The organism is Acidibrevibacterium fodinaquatile (assembly GCF_003352165.1).
GTDB classification, from domain to species: domain Bacteria; phylum Pseudomonadota; class Alphaproteobacteria; order Acetobacterales; family Acetobacteraceae; genus Acidibrevibacterium; species Acidibrevibacterium fodinaquatile.
The window spans coordinates 3,466,585-3,486,738 of sequence record NZ_CP029176.1 but is presented as its reverse complement, the minus strand read 5'-3'; the positions used below and the strand labels follow the sequence as shown (position 1 = coordinate 3,486,738).

Sequence of the window (20,154 nt, the reverse complement as noted above, 5' to 3'; positions counted from 1 at the left end):
AGCCTGGAAACGCGACGATGCGGAAACGGCTGAGAAGCTGCGCCGCAATGCCCCCTCGCCGAAATTCGACGTCGGACGGGACCATCCACTTGGGCCAAGATCAATTGATGGTTATGTTGTTTCCAGACCCCTTCGCTTGCGCACCCTTGGCGCCAGCGCCGCTGACAGTCTGGGTCATGATGTCGGTGCCTCTGGCGTCGGCCGGCAGCATCGCCACAAGTTCGCGAGCGAGCGCCGGATTGGCTTGCAGCGCCTCCGCGAGCTGCTCGCGGAGAGCGGTCTGTTTATCCGCGTTATTGGGCTCGTCGGCGAGATCAGCAAGCGCTTTCCCTCCCCGCTCGCCGAGCTTGGCGCGCAACCAGCCGAGCAGCGCCCCGCCGGCCTCCTTGCCGATTTCCGTCGCCGCGCCGGCGCCGATTTTCGCGAGATAAGGCAAAAGTGCCCTGATGGCGGCGGCGGCGAGAGACAGTGGCTCCATTTGCTTGGCACCTTTCGCTTGCGACGATGTCGAACCGGAGATCCTCCGGATTGCGCATCAACGTTCCGGCTTCGCGCCGTTTTCCGGCCTGTCGACGATCGGCTCGAGGAGCGTCGGATCAGGCTCCCGGCGGGCCAGCTCGCAGCGGCGGATGTAGTCCCGCGCGTAGGTTGCGATGGTTCCCGCGAACGCCGCCGGGTTTAACAGGAAATATGGTGTGAGCAAACGAACCGCTTCCTCGTCGTTCGGGATCGCGTCCGAAATCTTCCCGACAGCCTCGAGCATGTCACCCAGAACGGAGAGCGACGTCGCCAGATCGGGGATGAAGGCGTCGGGCCGGGCGGCGGCGAGGGCGCGAGAGAGCGTCACCGCCTCCTCGGCGGCGGCGAGCGCGTCCTCGCGCCACCCGAGATCGCTCAGGCGAATGGCGAGGGTGTTGAGCGACATTGCCAGATCGGGGGTGAAGGCGTCGGGCCGGGCGGCGGCGAGGGCGCGATAGAGCGTCACCGCCTCCTCGGCGGCGGCGAGCGCGTCCTCGCGCCGCCCGAGATCGCTCAGGCGATTGGCGAGGGTGTTGAGCGCGCCCGCCAGAGCGGGGGTGAAGGCGTCGGGCCGGGCGGCGGCGAGGGTGCGGCGAAGCGTCACCGCCTCCTCGGCGGCGGCGAGCGCGTCCTCGCGCCGCCCGAGAGCGCTCAGGAAAGCGGCGAGGTTGTTGAGCGACATTGCCAGATCGGGGGTGAAGACGTCGGGCCGGGCGGCGGCGAGGTCGCGGCGGAGCGTCACCGCCGCCTCAGCGGCGGCGAGCGCGTCCTCGCGCCGCCCGAGAGCGCTCAGGAAAGCGGCGAGGTTGTTGAGCGACATTGCCAGATCGGGGGTGAAGGCGTCGGGCCGGGCGGCGGCGAGGGCGCGGCGGAGCGTCACCGCCTCTTCGGCGGCGGCGAGCGCGTCCTCACGCTGCCCGAGAGCGCTCAGGCAATTGGCGAGGGTGTTGAGCGACGTGGCCAGATCGGGGGTGAAGGCGTCGGGCTGGGCGGCGGCGAGGGTGCGGCTGAGCGTCACCGCTTCCTCGGCGGCGGCGAGCGCGTCCTCGCGCCGCCCGAGATCGCTCAGGCGATTGGCGAGGTTGTTGAGCGAGCCCGCCAGAGCGGTGGTGACGGCCTCCGGATCGCGGCTGACCGCGGCGCGGAGAACGGCCACAATGCGCACAGCCACGTCCCCGGCGAACTCGCGTAGCGACAGCGTGTCCTCGGGAAGAAAGTCGGAAATACGGGCGAGTTCGGCCAAATCGTCCGACGTCTCGACAATCGCCCACAACCACCGGACGGAGGCATGGTCGGCGCGGCCATTTGCGAAATCCTGCGCGCAGCGGATGAGGGTATCAACCGTGCCCGCCGGCGCCCGATGATAGGCGCGGCGAACGATCTCGCGGGGTATGTCTTCGGGACGAAATCTGTCGCCTTGAATGACGCGGATGAGCAACGCTTCGGCAATAAGGTCGGGACGGATTGGCTCGACGAGATCGCCGATAACAGGGAGGTAATCGCATAAATGCCCGGCCACCCCCTCCGCGTCGAACGGCGCGTTCAGGCTGAGCGCCGCCATCTCCTCGCGAATGAGCGCCGGCAGTGCGGCGGGCGGGCACCCGTTTTGCAGCGTAACACAAGCCGCGAGGTGCTTGAGCAGCTTGCCATCATCGGGAAAACCGCGCGCCCGCGCGAGTTTTCCCAGCCGCGCCGTTTCAATCTCGGCCATCTTGTTCGCGAGTTCGACATGATCGAGCGCCAGCGCCGCCGGCGCGCCATGACGGGCGGCGTGAACGCCGGCCATCATGAGATAGAGCGGCTGGTTGTCGATCCGGCGATCAGCGAGCCGGGCATCGAACCATGGATCGCTTCCCAATAGCGGCGGCGCCGGCGCGGCAACGGGAGGGTCGAGCAGCGGCGCCGCCAGCCGCATCGCGTCGGCCAGCAACGCGTGCCGATCGGCTGGCCTATCCAGCACAGGGAGGGGGAAAAGCGCCTGCTGGCCGAGGAGGTCGGCCGGGCCGGCGTGATCGTTCGAGTCACGTCGATTCAAATCCGCCCACCAGCCGCTCTCCGGATCGGCCTGGCGCTCCAGCAGCAGAATGCGGAGCTTGTGGCCCACCGGGTGATGACGCACGGGAGCAAGGAGGGAAAACCATGCCTTGAGCACGGCAAGCGATGTCGCGGCATAATCGACCACGATGAGCGCGTGCTGCGGCAATTGCCAGTGGACGAGGTTTTGCTCTTGATGAAAGCGCGCCAATTCGTCGCTGGGCGCGAAGCCGGCGATCCAGCCCTCGGCTGCCGCCGCTTCACATGCCTCGATCGCGAGCCGCGTCTTGCCCGCGCCCGCGCCCCCGGTGATGCAGTGCACCGCGATCGGTTGCGGGGAGGCGCGCCACGCCGCCAGATCCTGGCATTGGGTTTCGCGCCCGACCAAGGTCGTTGCGCGCAGATCGGTGCGGAGCACTTCGAGCGTTGTGGTCGGCTTGGCCTTGCGGGCATGCAAGAGGCTAAGCGCAAGCGCTTCGCCCGCCCGAATGATGTGAACGCTGTTGCCGTCACCAGAAATTTGGACCGCGACCGCCCCGGCCCCCGCGTCCTGGGTCTGCTTCGCCATGCCGGCCCCCTCGCGAAAGCGCGATTATGATGCCAGGGAAACATATTCGTCGCAATGACGAAATTTGCTCGCGGGGGTCACTCGCCAACGTCCGGAACGCAACACACTCCGGAATGAATGAGAGAGTGTGCATTGGCCAGATTTGCCCAGTCGTCGCGCACCGCGCCGGCTCGTGCGCAATTGGGCTGGACTTGCCGCCGGAACGGAGCGTCATGGCTGGTCATGCCCGGCGAGCCGGGCTCGCGTCGGTGACGGGGCATAGGGCCTCGTCGCAACCGACGGAGGCCGATCATGGCGAAATCTTCTTCATCCAATACCCTGAAGCACCGCGCCCGCAAGCCGTCCGCGAGCGAGCACGGCGCGCGCCGGACGACAGAACCGGCTCCGGCCAGCGAACGCCGGGCGGCCGAGCCGAAGGCGCTCCCGGCGTCGCGGTCTGGATCACAAAAATCGCCGACCAAACTGGGCATCCTGCTCGAACTACTGCGCCGTCCCGGCGGCGCCACAGTGGCGGAGATGATGCGAGCGACCGGCTGGCAGGCCCACTCGGTGCGCGGCGCGATGGCGGGCGCGCTCAAGAGGCGCGGCATTCCCATCGGCAGCGCCAAGGCCGACGGTGTCCGCCGCTACAACGCCTCCGCAGCGGCCATCATTCCGGAGACCGCGTGATGACTGGTCTGCCGGAGATCCTGGCCGAGCTGCCCAACCTTACGCTCGAGCAGCTCCGAACCCGATGGCGGCGGCACTTCGGTGCCCCGCCGGCCCTGCGCAGCCGCGACCTGCTCTGCCGCGCTCTCGCCGAGCGGCTGCAGATAGCGGCGTTCGGCGGCGATCCAGCCTACGAACAGCGCCTCCACGCGGAACTCGGCCGGCTGCGCCCCGGCCGCAAGCCGGTGGTCGATCGGCCGCGCTATCGCGCCGGTGCAATGCTGGAGAAAGTGCGGCAGGGAAGGCGCCATCACGTCGCCGTCATGGCCAACGGCTATCGCCGGGAGGGCAAAATATTTCCCAGCCTTTCGGCGGTGGCGCGCGCGATCACCGGGGCACGCTGGAATGGCCCGCGCTTCTTCGGCCTGCGCGCCAACGGCAAGGCGGAGTGATCCATGTCCCGCCCGATCCGCTGCGCCATCTATACGCGCAAATCCTCCGAGGAGGGGCTGGAGCAGAGCTACAACTCGCTCGATGCCCAGCGCGATGCCTGCGCCGCCTATATCCTGTCGCAGGCCGGGGAGGGCTGGGCGCTGCTGCCGCAAACCTATGACGATGGCGGCTTCTCCGGCGGCACGCTGGAGCGCCCGGCGCTGCAACGCCTGCTCGGCGAGATTGAGGCGCGGCGGGTCGACGTGGTGGTGGTCTACAAGGTCGACCGCCTGACCCGCGCGCTCGCGGATTTTGCCCGTATCGTCGAGATCCTGGACCAGAACGGCGCGAGCTTCGTCTCGGTGACCCAGGCCTTCAACACCACCACCAGCATGGGGCGGCTGACGCTCAACGTTCTACTCTCCTTCGCCCAGTTCGAGCGCGAGGTCACCGGCGAGCGCATCCGCGACAAGATCGCCGCCTCCAAGAAGCTCGGCCTGTGGATGGGAGGCATCGTTCCTCTCGGCTATCGTGCCGCCGGGCGCACGCTCGAGATCGTCGAGGCCGAAGCGGCGACGGTGCGCCACATCTTCCGCCGCTACGAGGAACTCGGCTCGGTGCATCGGCTGCGCGACGAATTGGCCGAAGCCGGAATCGTCTCGAAACGCCGAAGCGATCGCGCCGGCCGGGTGATCGGCGGCAAGCCATACGACCGCGGCGCGCTCTATCACCTGCTGCGCAACCCGCTCTATTGCGGCGACATCCGCCACAAAGGGGTGAGCCACCCTGGCCAGCATCCGGCCATCATCACGCGCGAGACATTCAACGCCGTGCAAAAGCGGCTCGATGACGCACGTGGTTCATCAGCCAGGCGCAGGGGAAACAAGTCTAGGGGCAACGACACGGCGCATCTGGAGACGGCGGGCGTCAAGGCGCCGCTCACCGGCCTGATTTTCGATGCCGCTGGCAGCCGGATGACGCCGGTCAGTGCGCGCAAGAGGGGCGGGGCGGTGGCGTCGCGGTTTGTGTGGAAATTGCCTTTGGCGGCGTCTCCGGTTTGGGGAGCATGACGAGGTCAGGCGACGAGATCAAGAGGCATTGAGGCGGGTGGCTCTCCGAGGCTCTGCCACCCGTCGACTTTGCGCATGGTGACCTGCCCGGATGCGAGCAATGACCAGAACAGCATCGCCGCGGTCTCTGCCGAAGGCAGGACGGTCTGGGTTTTGATCCGGCGCTTGAACTCCTCGTGCAGGCGTTCGATCGCATTCGTCGTTCTTGCCGATTTCCACTGGCTTTTGGGCAATCGGGTGAAGGTGAACAGCCGATCGCCGGCTTCCTCAAGGCTGTCGGCGACACCGCGGCATTTCAGGCGCCATTTGGCCAGGAACAGCCGGCGCCGGCGCATCACCTCGGCGCTGGTATCGGCGTAGATCATGTCGTTGTAGTCGGCCGTGATCTCCTCGTGCAGCGCCTCGGGAGCGTGCGCGAGCAGATTTCGATGCTTGTGGACTGTGCAGCGCTGGGTCGGCACCTCGGGCCAAAGGCTGGCCAGGGCGCGTTCGAGGCCGGCACCGCCATCGATCAGCAACAGGTCCGGCGTCCGCAGACCCCGCGCGATCAGGTCATCGAGCACCGCCCGCCAGGCGGCCTCGCTCTCGCCACCCATGTTCTTCACCGCCAGCAAAACCTTCTGCCCGTCGCGGCGGACGCCGAGAACGACCAGCAGCGAGATGTTGGTCGCTTTCCGGTCGAGCCGGACCTTCACCACCGTGCCGTCGAGGATCAGCCTGACGGTATCCTCGTCGGCCAGGCTCCGCCGGTTCCAGCCGTCCCAGTCCGCCTTGACCTTTCTCCACGTGCGGCTGACCACGTCCTTGCCCACTGCCCCCTTGAACAACGCCCCCAATGCCCGCCTTACCCGCCGCGTGTTCGTGCCGGCGAGATAGGTCGCCGCAATCAACGCCTCCACCTGCTTCGTCATCCGGGCATAACGAGGCAGCGTGGCACTTTGCCATTCCGCCGTTCCACCCCCGGGCTTCGGCATCCGCCCCCGCGGCACCGTAATCTCGAGCGGGCCGAACGAGCCGAGGATTTGCCGATGACGGACACCATGGCGATATCCTGTTGCCTCGCCACCACGGCGATATCGCTCCCGCCCCAGCGCCGTCGTCAGCTCCTCCTCCAGCATGTTCTCGATGAACCCGCGGATCCGATCCCGCACCCCCGCCTCAATCGCGTCGAACCAGCCCTCTCCATCAAAAAGGCTGGCTTCCGGCGTTCCCGTGCTATTCTTCTCCATGGCGTGATCTCCATCGGCGCGACAACGCCGAGTCTGGTGGTTGAACTCACCCGGAGATTACGCCACCCAGAATTATGGGATGGCCCGCTCCTTTCCCCCGGCGGTGTATAGTCTGCTGGGGCCAGCGAAAGGAAAGTGCCATGACGAAAGAGATCGCGGTATTGGGGATCGATCTGGGCAAGAACAGTTGCAGTCTCGCGGGGTTGGATGCGAGCGGCGCGGTGGTGAAACGGCGCCGGATGCGGCCGGACAGCGTGACGGCCTTTACGGCGAAGATCCCGGCGTGTGTGATCGCCATGGAGGCATGCTGTGGCGCCCATTATCTCGGGCGGCTGTTGGCGGCTCAGGGTCACACGGTCCGGCTGATGTCGCCGGAATATGTGCGCCCGTATGTGAAAGCGCAGAAGAACGATGATCGGGACGCCGAGGCGATCGCTGAAGCAGCGACCCGGCCGACGATGCGCTTTGTAGATCTCAAAAGCGAGGAACAGCTTGACGTGCAGACGTTGCATCGGGCGCGGGATCGCCTGGTGGTGGAACGTACGGCGCTGATCAATCAGCTACGCGCTATCCTTCTTGAACGGGGGATTACCGTGCCAAAGGGGCGGAGCAAGCTCGCGCAATATCTGGTGGGGCGGTTCGATCAGAACGACGGAGGTAGCATCGCGTTGTCTCCACGAACGCAAGCGCTCATTGCCGACATGCGGAAGGAATGGCGCGAACTGGATCACCGGATCGAGGCTTTCGACGACGAATTTGTTGCTCGTGCCCGCGCCGATGAGGCGGCCCGCAGGCTGCTTTCGATCCCTGGTATCGGCCCGGTCAACGCCACCGCGCTGATCGCCGCGATCGGCAAGGGTGAGAGTTTCGGTCATGGCCGCGATCTTGCCGCCTGGCTGGGTTTGGTGCCGCGTCAGATCACGACAGGCGGACGACCCCGGCTTGTCGGGATCAGCAAGCGCGGCAACAAATATCTGCGCAAGCAGTTGATCCATGGTGCACGCTCCGCCCTGCCAGGTCTGCTGACCAGCGCCACGCCACTCGGCGGATGGCTGCGGGGGCTGATCACCAGGGTGCATAAGAACGCCGTAGTCGTCGCATTGGCCAATAAGCTGGCACGGATTGCGTGGGCCGTCTTACGTCACGGCGACAAATTTGACGCCAAAGCCGTTGGTGTGACGGTGTGACCGAAATCGACCGGTGCTGATATGATGATCGGCTACCGGTCCATGATGTTTGCGGGTGGTGGAAGAAAGATGGCCTGACAGTCGATCGGTGTTCTGGAAATCTGATGTGTGGAATGGCGGACTTGTCGCCGACAGAATTATGAGAACCAGAGCGCGCGGATCTCCATCTTGGTCGAGAGCTTGCTCTGAGGCCGGATACGTTGACGCAGACTGACCAGTCCATCGGAAAAATCACTTGCAGGCGGGGCGGGCCATACGTTCGGTCATGGCCGCGATCTTGCCGCCTGGCTGGGTTTGGTGCCGCGTCAGATCACGACAGGCGGACGACCCCGGCTTGTCGGGATCAGCAAGCGCGGCAACAAATATCTGCGCAAGCAGTTGATCCATGGTGCACGCTCCGCCCTGCCAGGTCTGCTGACCAGCGCCACGCCACTCGGCGGATGGCTGCGGGGGCTGATCACCAGGGTGCATAAGAACGCCGTAGTCGTCGCATTGGCCAATAAGCTGGCACGGATTGCGTGGGCCGTCTTACGTCACGGCGACAAATTTGACGCCAAAGCCGTTGGTGTGACGGTGTGACCGAAATCGACCGGTGCTGATATGATGATCGGCTACCGGTCCATGATGTTTGCGGGTGGTGGAAGAAAGATGGCCTGACAGTCGATCGGTGTTCTGGAAATCTGATGTGTGGAATGGCGGACTTGTCGCCGACAGAATTATGAGAACCAGAGCGCGCGGATCTCCATCTTGGTCGAGAGCTTGCTCTGAGGCCGGATACGTTGACGCAGACTGACCAGTCCATCGGAAAAATCACTTGCAGGCGGGGCGGGCCATACGTTCGGTCATGGCCGCGATCTTGCCGCCTGGCTGGGTTTGGTGCCGCGTCAGATCACGACAGGCGGACGACCCCGGCTTGTCGGGATCAGCAAGCGCGGCAACAAATATCTGCGCAAGCAGTTGATCCATGGTGCACGCTCCGCCCTGCCAGGTCTGCTGACCAGCGCCACGCCACTCGGCGGATGGCTGCGGGGGCTGATCACCAGGGTGCATAAGAACGCCGTAGTCGTCGCATTGGCCAATAAGCTGGCACGGATTGCGTGGGCCGTCTTACGTCACGGCGACAAATTTGACGCCAAAGCCGTTGGTGTGACGGTGTGACCGAAATCGACCGGTGCTGATATGATGATCGGCTACCGGTCCATGATGTTTGCGGGTGGTGGAAGAAAGATGGCCTGACAGTCGATCGGTGTTCTGGAAATCTGATGTGTGGAATGGCGGACTTGTCGCCGACAGAATTATGAGAACCAGAGCGCGCGGATCTCCATCTTGGTCGAGAGCTTGCTCTGAGGCCGGATACGTTGACGCAGACTGACCAGTCCATCGGAAAAATCACTTGCAGGCGGGGCGGGCCATACGTTATGAGAACCAGAGCGCGCGGATCTCCATCTTGGTCGAGAGCTTGCTCTGAGGCCGGATACGTTGACGCAGACTGACCAGTCCATCGGAAAAATCACTTGCAGGCGGGGCGGGCCATACGTTCCACACACTTCACGACGCCACCGGCGGGGCGGTGTATCGTTACTACATCTCCCTGCCCCTGCTGACCGGCCAGCGCGGCGCCCCTGGCGCCTGCCGGATCAACGCCGTGCGGCTCGAGCAGCAGATCGCTCGCTGTCTCGCCCGCATCGGCCTCATCCCCGCCGATGGCGACAGAACCGACTGGGCTGTCGTCTCGCGGCATCTCCGGCAGGTGGCCATCGGCGGCGGGCGGCTCAGCCTGGTGCTCGCCCCCGCTGATGCGTTGCCGGAGCCTGATACCCTGCGCGCCCGGCTTGGCGGCAACGCTGACATCACGTCGTCCGACGAAGGGATCACCGTGCGCGTGGCGCTGGAGACGGCGCGCCGCAGCGGCGGGATGGTCGCGTTTTACCCCGGCGGCGCGGCGCCGATCGAGCGATCCGAGCGCGACCCGACGCTGGTCTCCGCCCTGATCCGCGCCGAGGCGTGGAAGCGCCGCCTGCTCGACGGCGAGGCCGCCAACCTTGCAACCATTGCCACCGCCGAGGGGGTAACCGCCGCCTACATCGCACGGATGGTGCGTCTCGCCTTCCTCGCCCCCCACCTCAAGCGCCAGATCCTGGAAGGCCGCCAACCCACCGCGCTCACCTTGCAGCACCTCATGACCCGCCCGATCCCGCTCGCCTGGGAGCAGCAGACGGCGTTCGGCCGGCCGTGATCGCCGCGCCCGAGATCGCGGGTCGGTTCCCTGGTATGGCGAGCTCGTAGCCCTGGTCCTGAACAGGACGCCCGCGCGGCTCAAACCAGACCGTCACCGAGGCGGCGGAGACAAAGCATCGGAATCACCGGCAAATCGGCGCCAAATCCACTCTTCGCGCCCCCGCAGAGACGCCCCGGATCCGAAAATCCACCGCAAACAGCCCAGGTTTTGAATCGAGGAGCCCTTACCGGCGGTTCACCAGAGACTGCCTGGCGGAGAGGGTGGGATTCGAACCCACGGTACGCTTTCACGCACAACGGTTTTCGAGACCGTCACCTTCGACCGCTCGGTCACCTCTCCCTGGTCGCAGCATCGGGCCGGCACTTCATAGAGCAAAGCCGGCGGCGGCGCCAAGGGTGTTATTGACCCGGCAATCGCGTTCTTAAATTGGCCGTGACAGTTGCGCCCCCGTATTCATGGAGCGCCCGGCATCTGATGAAGAAAGCTCGCGAACAATCCCCCGCAGCGCTCAAGAAATCGAGGCCGCGCGGGCGGAATCCCTCGCCCGCGTCGGGCTTATTTCGCGTCCTTGGCCATCGGACAGGTCCGCATGCCGAGAACGGAGTAAAGCGGGCAAAACCGCATCAATGCGGTCGCGATCGGCACGATACCGATGAGGCCGACCCAGCGCCATTCGCCTTGGTCAAAAGCGGCGAAGGCGAGAAGGGCGATGCCGACGATGATGCGGATGACCCGATCGGCGGTCCCAACATTAGCGGTCATGGTTTGAACTCCTCATACAAGCCGGAGAACATCTCTTCCCATCGTTTTATATAGGAAAAGATTTGGCCGCCTGAAACCCCCCTCAACCCGGCTTTCGTCGCGCGATGAGATCGATCAGAGCGGAGCGGCCGTGATGCCCCTGACCTTCGTGCAGATCGCGATCTTCGCTCTCCAGCAGCAGAATGTCGGCACCGGCGAAGGCGTCACGCAGCAGCGCCTCGCTATAGAGATGCGCGATATCCGACGGGCCGCCAGTATTGTAGGCGAGCTGTTCGGTGCGGTAGCCTTCGAGGAATAACAATCCGCCGGGTTTGAGGGCGGCGAGCATGTGGGCAAAGAGGCGGGGACGAAATTCCGGCGTCGCGAATTGGATGAAAATCGCGACCACCGCGTCGAAAGCGGCTTCCGGCCAAGCCCAGTGGCGAAGATCGGCGGTCTCGCACTGAAGCGTAACCCCGCGCGCCCGCGCCAGCCGCTCTGCTTTGGCGCGGGCCTGCGGGGAAAAATCCAGCGACAGGACGTCCATCCCCTGTTCGGCGAGAAACACGCCATTCCGCCCTTCGCCATCGGCGACCGCAAGCACTTTCGCCCCCGGCGACAGGCGATGGGCCTCGCGGGCGAGAAAATCATTCGGTGCCGTGCCGAAAACATACGCCTCGGCGGCAAAACGGGTTTCCCAGCGTTCGAGGTCAGGCGGTATCGTGTCGCTCATGCGGATCTCGCGCGGTCGTCGGACAAAACGAAGATTCGTTCTTTTTTGAAAAAAAGAACCAAAAAACTTTCCCCCGGGGGCGGTGCCCGCGGCCCTGCCGCGCCAATCCTTTACCCAAACCGCATAACCGGCTCTAATGGGATGGAGGGAACAGGCATCACCATGGACGATCACGACCTGCCGCGCAACCCGGCCAATTACGTGCCGCTCTCGCCGCTCTCCTTCTTGTTGCGGGCGGCGCGGGTTTGGGGCCGGCGCACCGCGATCATCCATGGCGCGCGGCGCATCACCTATGCCGAGATGCTGACGCGCTGCCGGCGCCTTGCCGCGGCGCTGGCGGAGAGCGGTATCGGCGCCGGCGATACCGTCGCCGTCATCGCGCCCAACGTGCCGGCGCTCCTTGAGGCGCATTACGCCGTGCCCGGGCTTCGCGCCGTGCTCTGCCCGATCAACACCCGGCTCGACGCCGCGACCATCGCCTTCATCCTGCGCCATTCCGAAGCCAAGGCGCTGATCGCTGACCGCGAATTGGCGGCCAGCGTCACCCCGGCGCTGGCCATGCTCGAAGCGCCGCCCACGGTCATCGATATCGCCGATGACCAAGTGCCGGGGGCGCCAGCGATCGGGGCTATCGAATACGAGGATTTCCTTGCCGCCGGCGATCGCGCCTTCACGCTCCAGCTTCCCGCCGACGAATGGGCGGCGATCGGGCTCGGCTACACCTCCGGCACCACCGCCGATCCCAAGGGGGTGGTGACGCATCATCGCGGCGCCTATCTCAACGCCACCGCCATGGCCCTCGAATTCGGCCTGACGCCGGAGAGCGTCTATCTCTGGACGCTGCCGATGTTCCACTGCAATGGCTGGACCTTCACCTGGAGCGTGACACTGGCCGGCGGCACGCATGTCTGTCTCCGCCGCGTCGATCCGGCGCTGATTTTCCCCGCCATCGCCGAACACGGCGTCACCCATCTCTGTGGCGCGCCAGTGGTGCTCAACATGCTGATCCACGCGCCGGAGACGGTGCGCCGCCGCGTCGCCCGCCCGGTCCACATCATGACCGGCGGTGCCGCGCCGCCCTCGATCGTCATCGAACGCATGGAGGCGCTGGGCTTTGAGGTCCACCACCTCTATGGCCTCACCGAAACCTATGGCCCGGCGACGGTGAATGCCTGGCAGCCCGAGCGCGACACGCTGCCGCTGGCTGAAAAGGCGCTGTTCATGGCGCGCCAGGGGGTGCCGCATCCGCTGCTGGCTGATATGGCGGTGCTCGATCCGGCGACGATGGCAAGCGTCCCTGCCGACGGCCAGACGATCGGCGAGCTGATGCTGCGCAGCAATACGGTGATGAAGGGCTATCTCAAGAACCCGGCGGCGACCGCGTCCGCCTTCGCCGGGGGCTGGTTTCATACCGGCGATCTCGCCGTTCTGCACCCGGACGGCTATGCCGAGATCAAGGACCGCGCCAAAGACATCATCATCTCGGGCGGCGAGAATATCAGTTCGCTGGAAGTGGAGGAGGCGCTGTTTCGCCACCCCGCGGTGCTCGAAGCCGCCGTGGTCGCGCATCCGGATGCGACATGGGGCGAGGTGCCGCACGCTTTCGTCACCCTGCGCGAGGGCGCCGGCGCGGTCTCCGAGGCCGACATCATCGCCTTCTGCCGCGCCCATCTCGCCCATTTCAAATGCCCGAAGCATGTCACCTTCGGCCCGCTACCCAAGACATCGACGGGCAAAATTCAGAAATTCACCCTCCGCGCGCACGCCGAGAAAGGAACGCCCGTATGAAAACCTTCGATCTCACCGGAAAAGCGGCGGTGATCACCGGTGGCAATGGCGGCATCGGGCTCGGCATCGCGCGCGGCCTCAGCGCCGCCGGGGCGCAGATTTTGCTGGTGGGCCGCAATCAGGAAAAGGGCGCGGCGGCGGCGGCCGAGTTCGGCCCGGGCCGGGCGGCTTTCCACGCCGCTGACGTCACCCGTAAAAGCGAGTGCGAGGCTCTGGTCGCGGCGGCGGTGGCGCACTTCGGTCGGCTCGACATCCTGGTCAACAATGCCGGCGTCTCGGTCCGCAAGGCGCCGGAGAGCTACACCGAGGATGAATGGCGCACCATTTTGGAGACCAACCTCTCCAGCGTGTTTTTCGCCTCGCAAGCGGCGCACCCGGTGATGAAGCGGGGCGGCGGCGGCAAAATCATCAATATCGGCTCGGTGATGTCGGTGCTCGCCGCGCCCTATAGTGCCCCCTATGCCGCGAGCAAGGGCGGCGTTCTGCAATTGACGAAAGCGCTGGCGACGGCGTGGGCGGCAGACAATATCCAGGTCAACGCCATCCTCCCCGGTTGGATCGATACCGACATGACGAAGACGGCGCGCCAGGTCGTGAGTGGGCTGCACGAGCATGTGCTCGCCCGCACCCCGGCGGCGCGCTGGGGCGAGCCGGGCGATCTCGCCGGCGCCGCGGTGTTTCTTGCGAGTTCCGCGTCCGATTTCGTCACCGGCGCCGGCCTCCCCGTCGATGGCGGCTACATGATCAAGGCGTGAGCGATCGGCCGCGGCGCGAATAACGGATCAGTAATAATACCACCCATAATGATAATAGGGTTGCGGCGCTGGCGGCGGCGGTGAGGCGCAGGCCGCGAGCGTCAACGCAAGGCCGCCGATAACGGCAAGAAACCGGAGATAGGGTGTGTTGGCGTGGCGAAAGCGGGTCATGGCCTCTCCTCGGCGGGTTCGTGTCCCGTTTCAGAAATTCGCAAGCGAATGTCATGGACACTCGCCCTTTGTTTTCCGTGGCCTGCTGATCCCCGAAATGCCAAAGCATGTCAGGGGCAGGACACTGGGGCATGGCCAGAGACTACGCGCAAATTCCTGCCAATTGGTTTGCGTGGGCCGGTTTCGAAAAAATTTCAAATCAGGTTTGCGTATATTGCATAGCCTTCTGGTTTGTGGTAACCATAATCTTGCTTATAATAACCGGAGGAGAAATCCCATGCCCCATTCGCAACCTGATTTCATGTTCTATCTCCACGATGTCGCGCATCTGTTGCGCATCATGGTCGATAAACGCGCCCGGATGCATGACATGACCCGCGCGCAATGGCTGATCCTGCTGCGTCTGCACCGCCAGCCCGGCATGTCGCAGAAAGAACTCGCCGAATTGCTCGAGGTCGAGCCGATCACCGTCGCCCGGCTGGTCGATCGTCTCGAGCAGCGGCAGATGGTCGAGCGGCGCGCCGATCCCCATGACCGGCGAATCTGGCGGCTGCATCTTCTGCCCGACGCGGCGCCATTGATCGGCGAAATCGAAGCCGAGCGGGATGAAATTGCCCGCCTCGTCCGTCAGGGGATCGAGCCCGAGACCATCGCCGTGGTGCTCGACGCCCTGAAGAAAATGAAGGCGACGCTGTGCGGCGAGTTGCGTTGTCAGCGCCGTCCCGAACAGGTGCGATTGCTCGCCGAGGAAGACACTACCGAGGAGGCTGCCTGATGTCGCAAGCCAGCGCCACCCTATCGGCGCGTGACGTCGAGGTCGCGGCGCGGCCGCGGCGCAAAACCCGCGTGCTGCGCACGGCGCTGATGGTCGGCGGCATCGCCGTCGTCGCTGCGGGGTCGCTCGCTGCGTGGCTGATGGGCGGACGCTATGCCTATACCGATGATGCCTATGTCGAGGCCGCGCTGCTGCCGGTTGCAACCGACGTCTCTGGTCTTGTCGGCGAGGTCGCGGTGCATGAGGGCGAGCATGTCACCAAAGGGCAGGTGCTGTTTCGCCTCGACCCGAGCCAATTCACCATCGCCCTCGATGGCGCCCGCGCCAATCTCGCCGAAACCGCCCTCACCATGGAGGCGATGAAGCGCGACTATCGCCGCATGCTCCACGACATCGATGCCAAAGCGGCCCAGGTCGCCGATGACCAAGCCAATCTCGGCCGCTTCGCCAATCTCGTGAAAGCCGGCGGTGTCACCCGCGCGGAATATGACGATGCGCGCTTCAAGCTCTCGGCCGATCAGCAAGCCCTCGAAAGCCTGCGCGCGCAGGCCGAGGCGCAGCTTGCGCGGCTTTCCGGCAACCCCGCGATCGACGTCACCCAAACGCCGCAATATCGCGAAGCCGCGGCGCGGGTCGCGGAAGCGCAGCGCGAACTCGATCATTCGGTGGTGCGCGCGCCGTTCTCGGGCGTGGTGACGCAAGTCGATCACCTCCAGCCCGGCCAGTATCTCGCGGCCTCGACCGGCGCCTTCGGCCTGGTCTCTGACGAGCATGTCTGGGTCGAGGCGCAACCCAAGGAGACCGAGCTGACCTGGGTCAAGCCCGGCAATCCCGTCGATGTCACGGTCGATACCTATCCCGGCCGCGTCTGGCATGGCGTCGTCGAAAGCATCGCGCCCAGCGCCGATTCACAATTCTCCTTGCTGCCGGCGCAAAATTCCTCCGGCAACTGGGTCAAGGTGGTGCAGCGCATCCGGGTGCGCGTGCGCATCGATCGCGCGCCCGGCGATCCCCCGCTCAGGACCGGCATGAGCGTTGAAACCGAGATCGACACCGGCCATCAGCGCTCGCTCAAGGATCTGTTCTGACCCGTGAGCGCGCGCGTCGAGGCCGATGTTCCCCATCGCGGCATCATCACCGTCTGCGCGATGGTGGCGACGCTCATGCAGGCGCTGGATGCGACCATCGCTAATGTCGCCCTCCCTTACATGCAGGGCAGTCTTTCCGCGACCTCCGATGAAATCACCTGGGTTCTGACCAGCTATATCACCGCCGCGGCCATCATGACGGCGCCGGTCGGCTGGCTCGCGGCGCGGTTTGGGCGGAAGAATCTCTTCATTCTCTGCCTCGCCGGCTTCACCACCGCCTCGATGCTGTGCGGCATCGCGCAGACTTTGCCGCAGATGGTCGGATTCCGCTTGCTTCAGGGCATGTTCGGCGCCGCCCTGGTGCCGCTCTCGCAAGCCACGATGCTGGATATTTATCCCGTCGAGCGGCGCGGTTCGGCGATGGCGATCTGGGGGATCGGCGTCATGATCGGCCCCATCCTGGGCCCGACGCTCGGCGGCTATTTGACCGAACTCTATAACTGGCGTTGGGTTTTCTACGTCAATCTGCCCTTTGGTCTTCTCGCCATTCTCGGCATGATCATCTTCATGCCGCGCGCGCCGACAGAAGAGGGTCTGCGGTTTGATTGGACCGGCTTTTGCGTGCTCGCGCTCGGTCTCGGCTCGCTGCAGATGATGCTCGATCGCGGCCAGGACCAGGACTGGTTTTCTTCCCGCGAGATCATCACCGAGGCCGTGCTGGCGGGATTGGGGATCTATCTTTTTCTTGCCCATCTTTTCACCGCCGAGCGGCCGTTCATTCGCCCGGCGATTTTCCGCGACCGTAATCTTTCAGCCTCACTCCTGATGATGTTCGCGATCGGGCAGATCCTGGTTGCGAGTTCGGCGCTGATGGCGCCCTATCTGCAAAGCCTCGGCAATTATCCGGTGGCGACGGCGGGCCTCGTCATGGCGCCGCGCGGCATCGGCACCATGCTCGCGATGATGATTTCCGGTCGGCTCGCGAGCCGCATCGATCCGCGCAAGCTGATGTTCGTCGGTGTCAGCCTGCTGATCGGATCGAGCTATAGCATGACCGGTTGGACCCCCGATGTCGCGGTGCATGTTCAGGTCACGACCATCATCGTCCAAGGCATGGGGCTTGGTTTCGTCTTCACGCCGCTGCAGGTCATTGCCTTCGCGACGCTGCCGATGGCGATGCGCACCGATGCCGCCGCCATGCTCAGCCTGTTCCGCAATGTCGGCAGCGCGATCGGCGTCTCGCTCACCTCGGCGCTGCTTGCGCGCAACATCCAGGTCGCGCATGCCGGCTTGGCGGCGCGGATCACCCCCTTCAACCGCGCGCTGCAATCCAACCCGACGATTTTTCATCGTCTCGACCCGCTGACGCGCCATGGCGCCGTGCTGCTCGACCAGATGATCAACCAGCAGGCCGAGATCATCGCCTATATCGATGATTTCCTGTTCATGACCCTGACCACCCTGCCGGCGCTGCTGCTGCTTTTTGTCATGCGGCGCCCAACCCATATGGCAGCTCCCGCCGAGGATCATCCGGCGGTGCTGGACTGATCAGCGGCCGCTCTCGCCGCCGCCTCGCTCTGCCACCTTCGCCGCCGCCCAGGCCGCCTCCATCGCCGCCAGCCCCGCTTCCTGCGGCGTTGCGCCGGCGGCGGCGAGAGTAGTCTCCACGGCCGCGAAGCGGCGGGTGAATTTACGGTTCGCGCGGTGCAGCGCCGCCTCGGGATCGAGCCCGAGCTTGCGCGCAAGATTGGCGAGCACGAACAGCATGTCGCCGACCTCGTCTTCGAGCCGCGCCGGGTCGGCGTTGGCGAGCTCGGCGCGCAGTTCGGCGGTTTCCTCATCGAGTTTGGCGAGCACCGCCTCGGCATCCGGCCAATCGAACCCGACGCGGGCGGCGCGCGCGCTGAGTTTATGGGCGCGCGCAAGGGCGGGGAGGGCCTCGGGCACCGAGGCGAGCGTTCCCTCCACGCCGCGCGCCGCGCGCTCGGCTGCCTTTTCGCGTTCCCATAGGCCGGCCTCCGCCGGCGCGTTCGCGAATACATGCGGATGGCGGCGGATCATCTTGTCGCTGATCGTGCGCGCGACATCGGCGAAGGCGAAATGGCCGGCCTCCTCGGCCAGGCGCGCGTGATAGACCACCTGAAACAAAAGATCGCCCAATTCATCGGCGAGGCCAGGCATATCCTCCCGCGCGATGGCGTCGGCGACCTCGTAGGCTTCTTCGATGGTGTAGGGCGCGATGGTCGCGAAATTTTGCGCGCGGTCCCAGGGACAGCCGGTCTCTGGGTCGCGCAGCGCCGCCATGATCGTAAGCAGGCGGCGGAGTTCGGTCTCGGCGTGCATGCGCCGATCATAGAGACCCGCCCGGAGCGCTGCCAAGGGCTGCCCTCCGGGCGGTGTTATCACCGCGATGATGACATCGCGTTAGCCGGTATGGGTCTTGTCGAGATCGATCGCAACGAAGGCGGCGTTGCCGTGGCGGAGGATGCGCAGCGCCACCGCATGATGCTCGTGCGCCGCCGTGCGGATCGCAGCGACCGCCGCCGCCGGACCATCGACCGCCGCGGTGCCGACCCCGACGACGACGTCACCCGCCTCGATCCCGGCTGCCTCCGCCGGCGAGCCGGGCTCGACCGCCGCGACCACCGCGCCTTTGCTTTCCGCCGGCAGGCCGAGTTGGTCGCTGAGTTCAGGCGACAGCGGCTGCAAGGCGAGGCCGACGCGCGGCGTCTCGGCGCCGGGGGTGCTGGCGCGATCGGCGGTTTCGCTGTCGGGTTGGGCTGCGATCGTCACCGTCTCGGCGGTGGGCGCGCCGTTTCTGATCAGGGTGATCTTGGCGTTCGCGCCCGGCTTCAAGGCGGCGATCTCGCGCGCCAGATCGCGCGGGTCGGCGACGGTCTCGCCATCGACGGCGGTGATCACGTCGCCGGGCTTGAGGCCGGCCTTGGCGGCTGGTGAGCGCGGCTCGACACTGGCGATGAGCGCGCCTTTGTCGCCGCCCTGGTCGGCGGGAAGCGCTAGCGCCGCCCGCAGCGCTGGCGCCACCGGTTGGGCTGCGACGCCGAGATAGCCGCGCGTCACATGCCCCGTGGTCTCGATATCGGCGACCACCGTCTTGACCAGATTGGCCGGGATCGCAAAGCCGATGCCGATCGAGCCGCCACTCGGCGAGAGGATCGCGGTGTTGACGCCGACCACGGTGCCGTCCTGGGTAAACAACGGACCGCCGGAATTGCCCTGATTGATCGGCGCATCGACCTGGATGAAATTGTCATAGGGGCCGGCGCCGATATCGCGCCCCTTGGCCGAGACGATGCCGGCGGTGACGCTGCCGCCGAGGCCGAACGGGTTGCCCATCGCGATCACCCACTGGCCGGGCTTGACCGCGCTCGAGTCACCGAGCGTGACATAAGGCAAAGGATGTTCGGCTTTGACGCGCAGCACGGCGAGATCGGTGCGGGCATCGCGGCCGACGACCTCGGCCGGCAATTCGCTGCCGTCGCTCAGCGTCACCGTCACCGATTTCGCCTCGTGCACGACATGGTTATTGGTGACGATGATGCCGTCGGGGCTGACGATGAAGCCCGAACCGCGCGCCTCGATCATGTGCCTATGGGCGGGCATGCCGTCCGGGGTCATCCCGTTAGGCGCCATCGAGAAGGGCGAAGGCATCGGCCCCTCGTCATCGGCCGCGCTCGCTTGCAAGCGGGTGGTGATGGAGACCACCGCCGGTTTGACCCGGCTCACGAGATCGGAGAAATCGGGCAGGGCTGCCGCGTTCGCATGCGCCGGCGCCGCTTGCAGCGGCCCGGTTTGGGCCGGGGCGGTTTCGCCGGCCTGTGCCGGGCTGCGCTCGGCCAGCGCATAACCGCCGAGCGCGGTGCCGGCGAGCAGGGCGGCGGCGAGGAGGCTGCCAAGGCGCGGTTGACGCCGGCGCATCAGTCCCTTCGCGGCCGGGGTGGCGCCTGCGGTCTGGTGGACGTGGTCTTGCGTTGACATCGCGTGTTCCTCAAACAAAAACGTGGCCGTGCCACGACGAAGGCCATGGTGGCGGAGACGGGTGAACCTTGCGGTGACGAGGCGGTGAAAACCGCGCAATGACGTTTCTGTCATGCGGCGGTAAAGGGGCGAGCGGCCGCGCCGAGACCGTGGCGAACCCTCGCGCTGGGTTATTTTT

The 20,154-nt window shown here is 65.6% G+C and carries 18 protein-coding genes, 1 tRNA gene and 2 pseudogenes; 12 read left to right on the top strand and 9 right to left on the bottom strand.

Going from position 1 to position 20,154, the window contains the following annotated elements:
- Nucleotides 1–100: 100 nt before the first annotated feature.
- Together DEF76_RS16555 and DEF76_RS16550 are read right to left on the bottom strand one after the other, a co-directional pair.
- Nucleotides 101–478 (bottom strand): hypothetical protein, encoded by a 378-nt coding sequence (locus tag DEF76_RS16555; RefSeq protein WP_114913237.1) that lies wholly within the window; start codon nucleotides 476–478, stop codon nucleotides 101–103.
- A 57-nt stretch (nucleotides 479–535) separates the two neighbouring features.
- The gene (locus tag DEF76_RS16550) at nucleotides 536–3,121 is read right to left on the bottom strand and encodes a tetratricopeptide repeat protein (RefSeq protein ID WP_114913236.1); all 2,586 of its coding nucleotides are present in this window, start codon (nucleotides 3,119–3,121) and stop codon (nucleotides 536–538) included.
- Nucleotides 3,122–3,412: 291 nt separating this feature from the next.
- Between DEF76_RS16550 and DEF76_RS16545 the strand changes: the two genes are divergently transcribed.
- Genes DEF76_RS16545 through DEF76_RS16535 form a run of 3 tightly spaced genes read left to right on the top strand, consistent with a single transcriptional unit; the run spans nucleotide 3,413 to nucleotide 5,271 of the window.
- Nucleotides 3,413–3,790, top strand: coding sequence for a DUF3489 domain-containing protein (locus DEF76_RS16545; RefSeq protein WP_114913235.1), 378 nt, complete (start codon nucleotides 3,413–3,415; stop codon nucleotides 3,788–3,790).
- A complete protein-coding gene (locus DEF76_RS16540) occupies nucleotides 3,790–4,221 on the top strand; it encodes a DUF2924 domain-containing protein (RefSeq protein ID WP_114913234.1) in 432 nt (143 codons plus the stop codon). Before DEF76_RS16545 ends, DEF76_RS16540 begins: the two co-directional genes overlap by 1 nt.
- Before the next feature lie 3 nt (nucleotides 4,222–4,224).
- The gene (locus DEF76_RS16535) at nucleotides 4,225–5,271 is read left to right on the top strand and encodes a recombinase family protein (RefSeq protein WP_114913233.1); all 1,047 of its coding nucleotides are present in this window, start codon (nucleotides 4,225–4,227) and stop codon (nucleotides 5,269–5,271) included.
- A gap of 5 nt (nucleotides 5,272–5,276) precedes the next feature.
- Here DEF76_RS16535 and DEF76_RS16530 read toward each other — a convergent pair whose 3' ends face one another.
- Nucleotides 5,277–6,500, bottom strand: a complete 1,224-nt coding sequence (locus tag DEF76_RS16530) for an IS256 family transposase (protein WP_114911755.1) — start codon at nucleotides 6,498–6,500, stop codon at nucleotides 5,277–5,279.
- A 140-nt stretch (nucleotides 6,501–6,640) separates the two neighbouring features.
- On the opposite strand from DEF76_RS16530, the gene DEF76_RS16525 reads away from it, so the two are divergent.
- The 4 genes and pseudogenes from DEF76_RS16525 (at nucleotide 6,641) to DEF76_RS16510 (ending at nucleotide 9,923) form a co-directional block, all read left to right on the top strand.
- On the top strand, nucleotides 6,641–7,687 hold the full coding sequence (locus DEF76_RS16525; protein ID WP_114910744.1) for an IS110 family RNA-guided transposase: 1,047 nt from the start codon (nucleotides 6,641–6,643) through the stop codon (nucleotides 7,685–7,687).
- A gap of 255 nt (nucleotides 7,688–7,942) precedes the next feature.
- Nucleotides 7,943–8,266: pseudogene (locus DEF76_RS16520) on the top strand (transposase); the annotation flags it as partial.
- Nucleotides 8,267–8,521: 255 nt separating this feature from the next.
- A pseudogene (locus DEF76_RS16515) lies at nucleotides 8,522–8,845 on the top strand (transposase); the annotation flags it as partial.
- 412 nt (nucleotides 8,846–9,257) lie between these two features.
- Entirely contained in the window at nucleotides 9,258–9,923 is a 666-nt protein-coding gene (locus DEF76_RS16510) for a hypothetical protein (protein WP_114913232.1), read from the top strand.
- A gap of 252 nt (nucleotides 9,924–10,175) precedes the next feature.
- Here DEF76_RS16510 and DEF76_RS16505 read toward each other — a convergent pair.
- From DEF76_RS16505 to DEF76_RS16495, 3 genes are all read right to left on the bottom strand, one after another.
- Nucleotides 10,176–10,265, bottom strand: a tRNA-Ser gene (locus DEF76_RS16505).
- 216 nt (nucleotides 10,266–10,481) lie between these two features.
- Nucleotides 10,482–10,688 (bottom strand): YgaP family membrane protein, encoded by a 207-nt coding sequence (locus DEF76_RS16500; RefSeq protein WP_114913231.1) that lies wholly within the window; start codon nucleotides 10,686–10,688, stop codon nucleotides 10,482–10,484.
- Between the two features lie 82 nt (nucleotides 10,689–10,770).
- On the bottom strand, nucleotides 10,771–11,400 hold the full coding sequence (locus tag DEF76_RS16495) for an SAM-dependent methyltransferase (RefSeq protein WP_114913230.1): 630 nt from the start codon (nucleotides 11,398–11,400) through the stop codon (nucleotides 10,771–10,773).
- A 162-nt stretch (nucleotides 11,401–11,562) separates the two neighbouring features.
- On the opposite strand from DEF76_RS16495, the gene DEF76_RS16490 reads away from it, so the two are divergent.
- Together DEF76_RS16490 and DEF76_RS16485 are read left to right on the top strand one after the other, a co-directional pair.
- Nucleotides 11,563–13,188: an acyl-CoA synthetase gene (locus tag DEF76_RS16490; protein ID WP_114913229.1), complete on the top strand. Its 1,626-nt coding sequence runs from the start codon at nucleotides 11,563–11,565 to the stop codon at nucleotides 13,186–13,188.
- A complete protein-coding gene (locus DEF76_RS16485; protein ID WP_114913228.1) occupies nucleotides 13,185–13,943 on the top strand; it encodes a glucose 1-dehydrogenase in 759 nt (252 codons plus the stop codon). Before DEF76_RS16490 ends, DEF76_RS16485 begins: the two co-directional genes overlap by 4 nt.
- A gap of 27 nt (nucleotides 13,944–13,970) precedes the next feature.
- On the opposite strand, the gene DEF76_RS19535 is transcribed toward DEF76_RS16485, so the two are convergent.
- Nucleotides 13,971–14,114, bottom strand: a complete 144-nt coding sequence (locus DEF76_RS19535) for a hypothetical protein (RefSeq protein ID WP_162800716.1) — start codon at nucleotides 14,112–14,114, stop codon at nucleotides 13,971–13,973.
- Nucleotides 14,115–14,391: 277 nt separating this feature from the next.
- On the opposite strand from DEF76_RS19535, the gene DEF76_RS19530 reads away from it, so the two are divergent.
- Genes DEF76_RS19530 through DEF76_RS16470 form a run of 3 tightly spaced genes read left to right on the top strand, consistent with a single transcriptional unit; the run spans nucleotide 14,392 to nucleotide 17,525 of the window.
- The gene (locus DEF76_RS19530) at nucleotides 14,392–14,889 is read left to right on the top strand and encodes a MarR family winged helix-turn-helix transcriptional regulator (RefSeq protein ID WP_162800715.1); all 498 of its coding nucleotides are present in this window, start codon (nucleotides 14,392–14,394) and stop codon (nucleotides 14,887–14,889) included.
- The gene (locus DEF76_RS16475; protein ID WP_114913226.1) at nucleotides 14,889–15,977 is read left to right on the top strand and encodes an HlyD family secretion protein; all 1,089 of its coding nucleotides are present in this window, start codon (nucleotides 14,889–14,891) and stop codon (nucleotides 15,975–15,977) included. The genes DEF76_RS19530 and DEF76_RS16475 overlap by 1 nt, the downstream gene beginning before the upstream one ends.
- A 3-nt stretch (nucleotides 15,978–15,980) precedes the next feature.
- Nucleotides 15,981–17,525 carry a DHA2 family efflux MFS transporter permease subunit gene (locus DEF76_RS16470; protein ID WP_240319041.1) on the top strand — a complete coding sequence of 515 codons (1,545 nt, stop codon included), beginning with the start codon at nucleotides 15,981–15,983 and terminating at the stop codon, nucleotides 17,523–17,525.
- Here the strand turns inward: DEF76_RS16470 and mazG are convergent, their stop codons facing one another.
- Nucleotides 17,526–18,320, bottom strand: coding sequence for a nucleoside triphosphate pyrophosphohydrolase (gene mazG / locus DEF76_RS16465; protein WP_114913952.1), 795 nt, complete (start codon nucleotides 18,318–18,320; stop codon nucleotides 17,526–17,528). It lies immediately after the preceding gene.
- Nucleotides 18,321–18,401: 81 nt separating this feature from the next.
- Nucleotides 18,402–19,976, bottom strand: coding sequence for a trypsin-like peptidase domain-containing protein (locus DEF76_RS16460; protein WP_114913225.1), 1,575 nt, complete (start codon nucleotides 19,974–19,976; stop codon nucleotides 18,402–18,404).
- Between the last annotated feature and the right edge of the window lie 178 nt (nucleotides 19,977–20,154).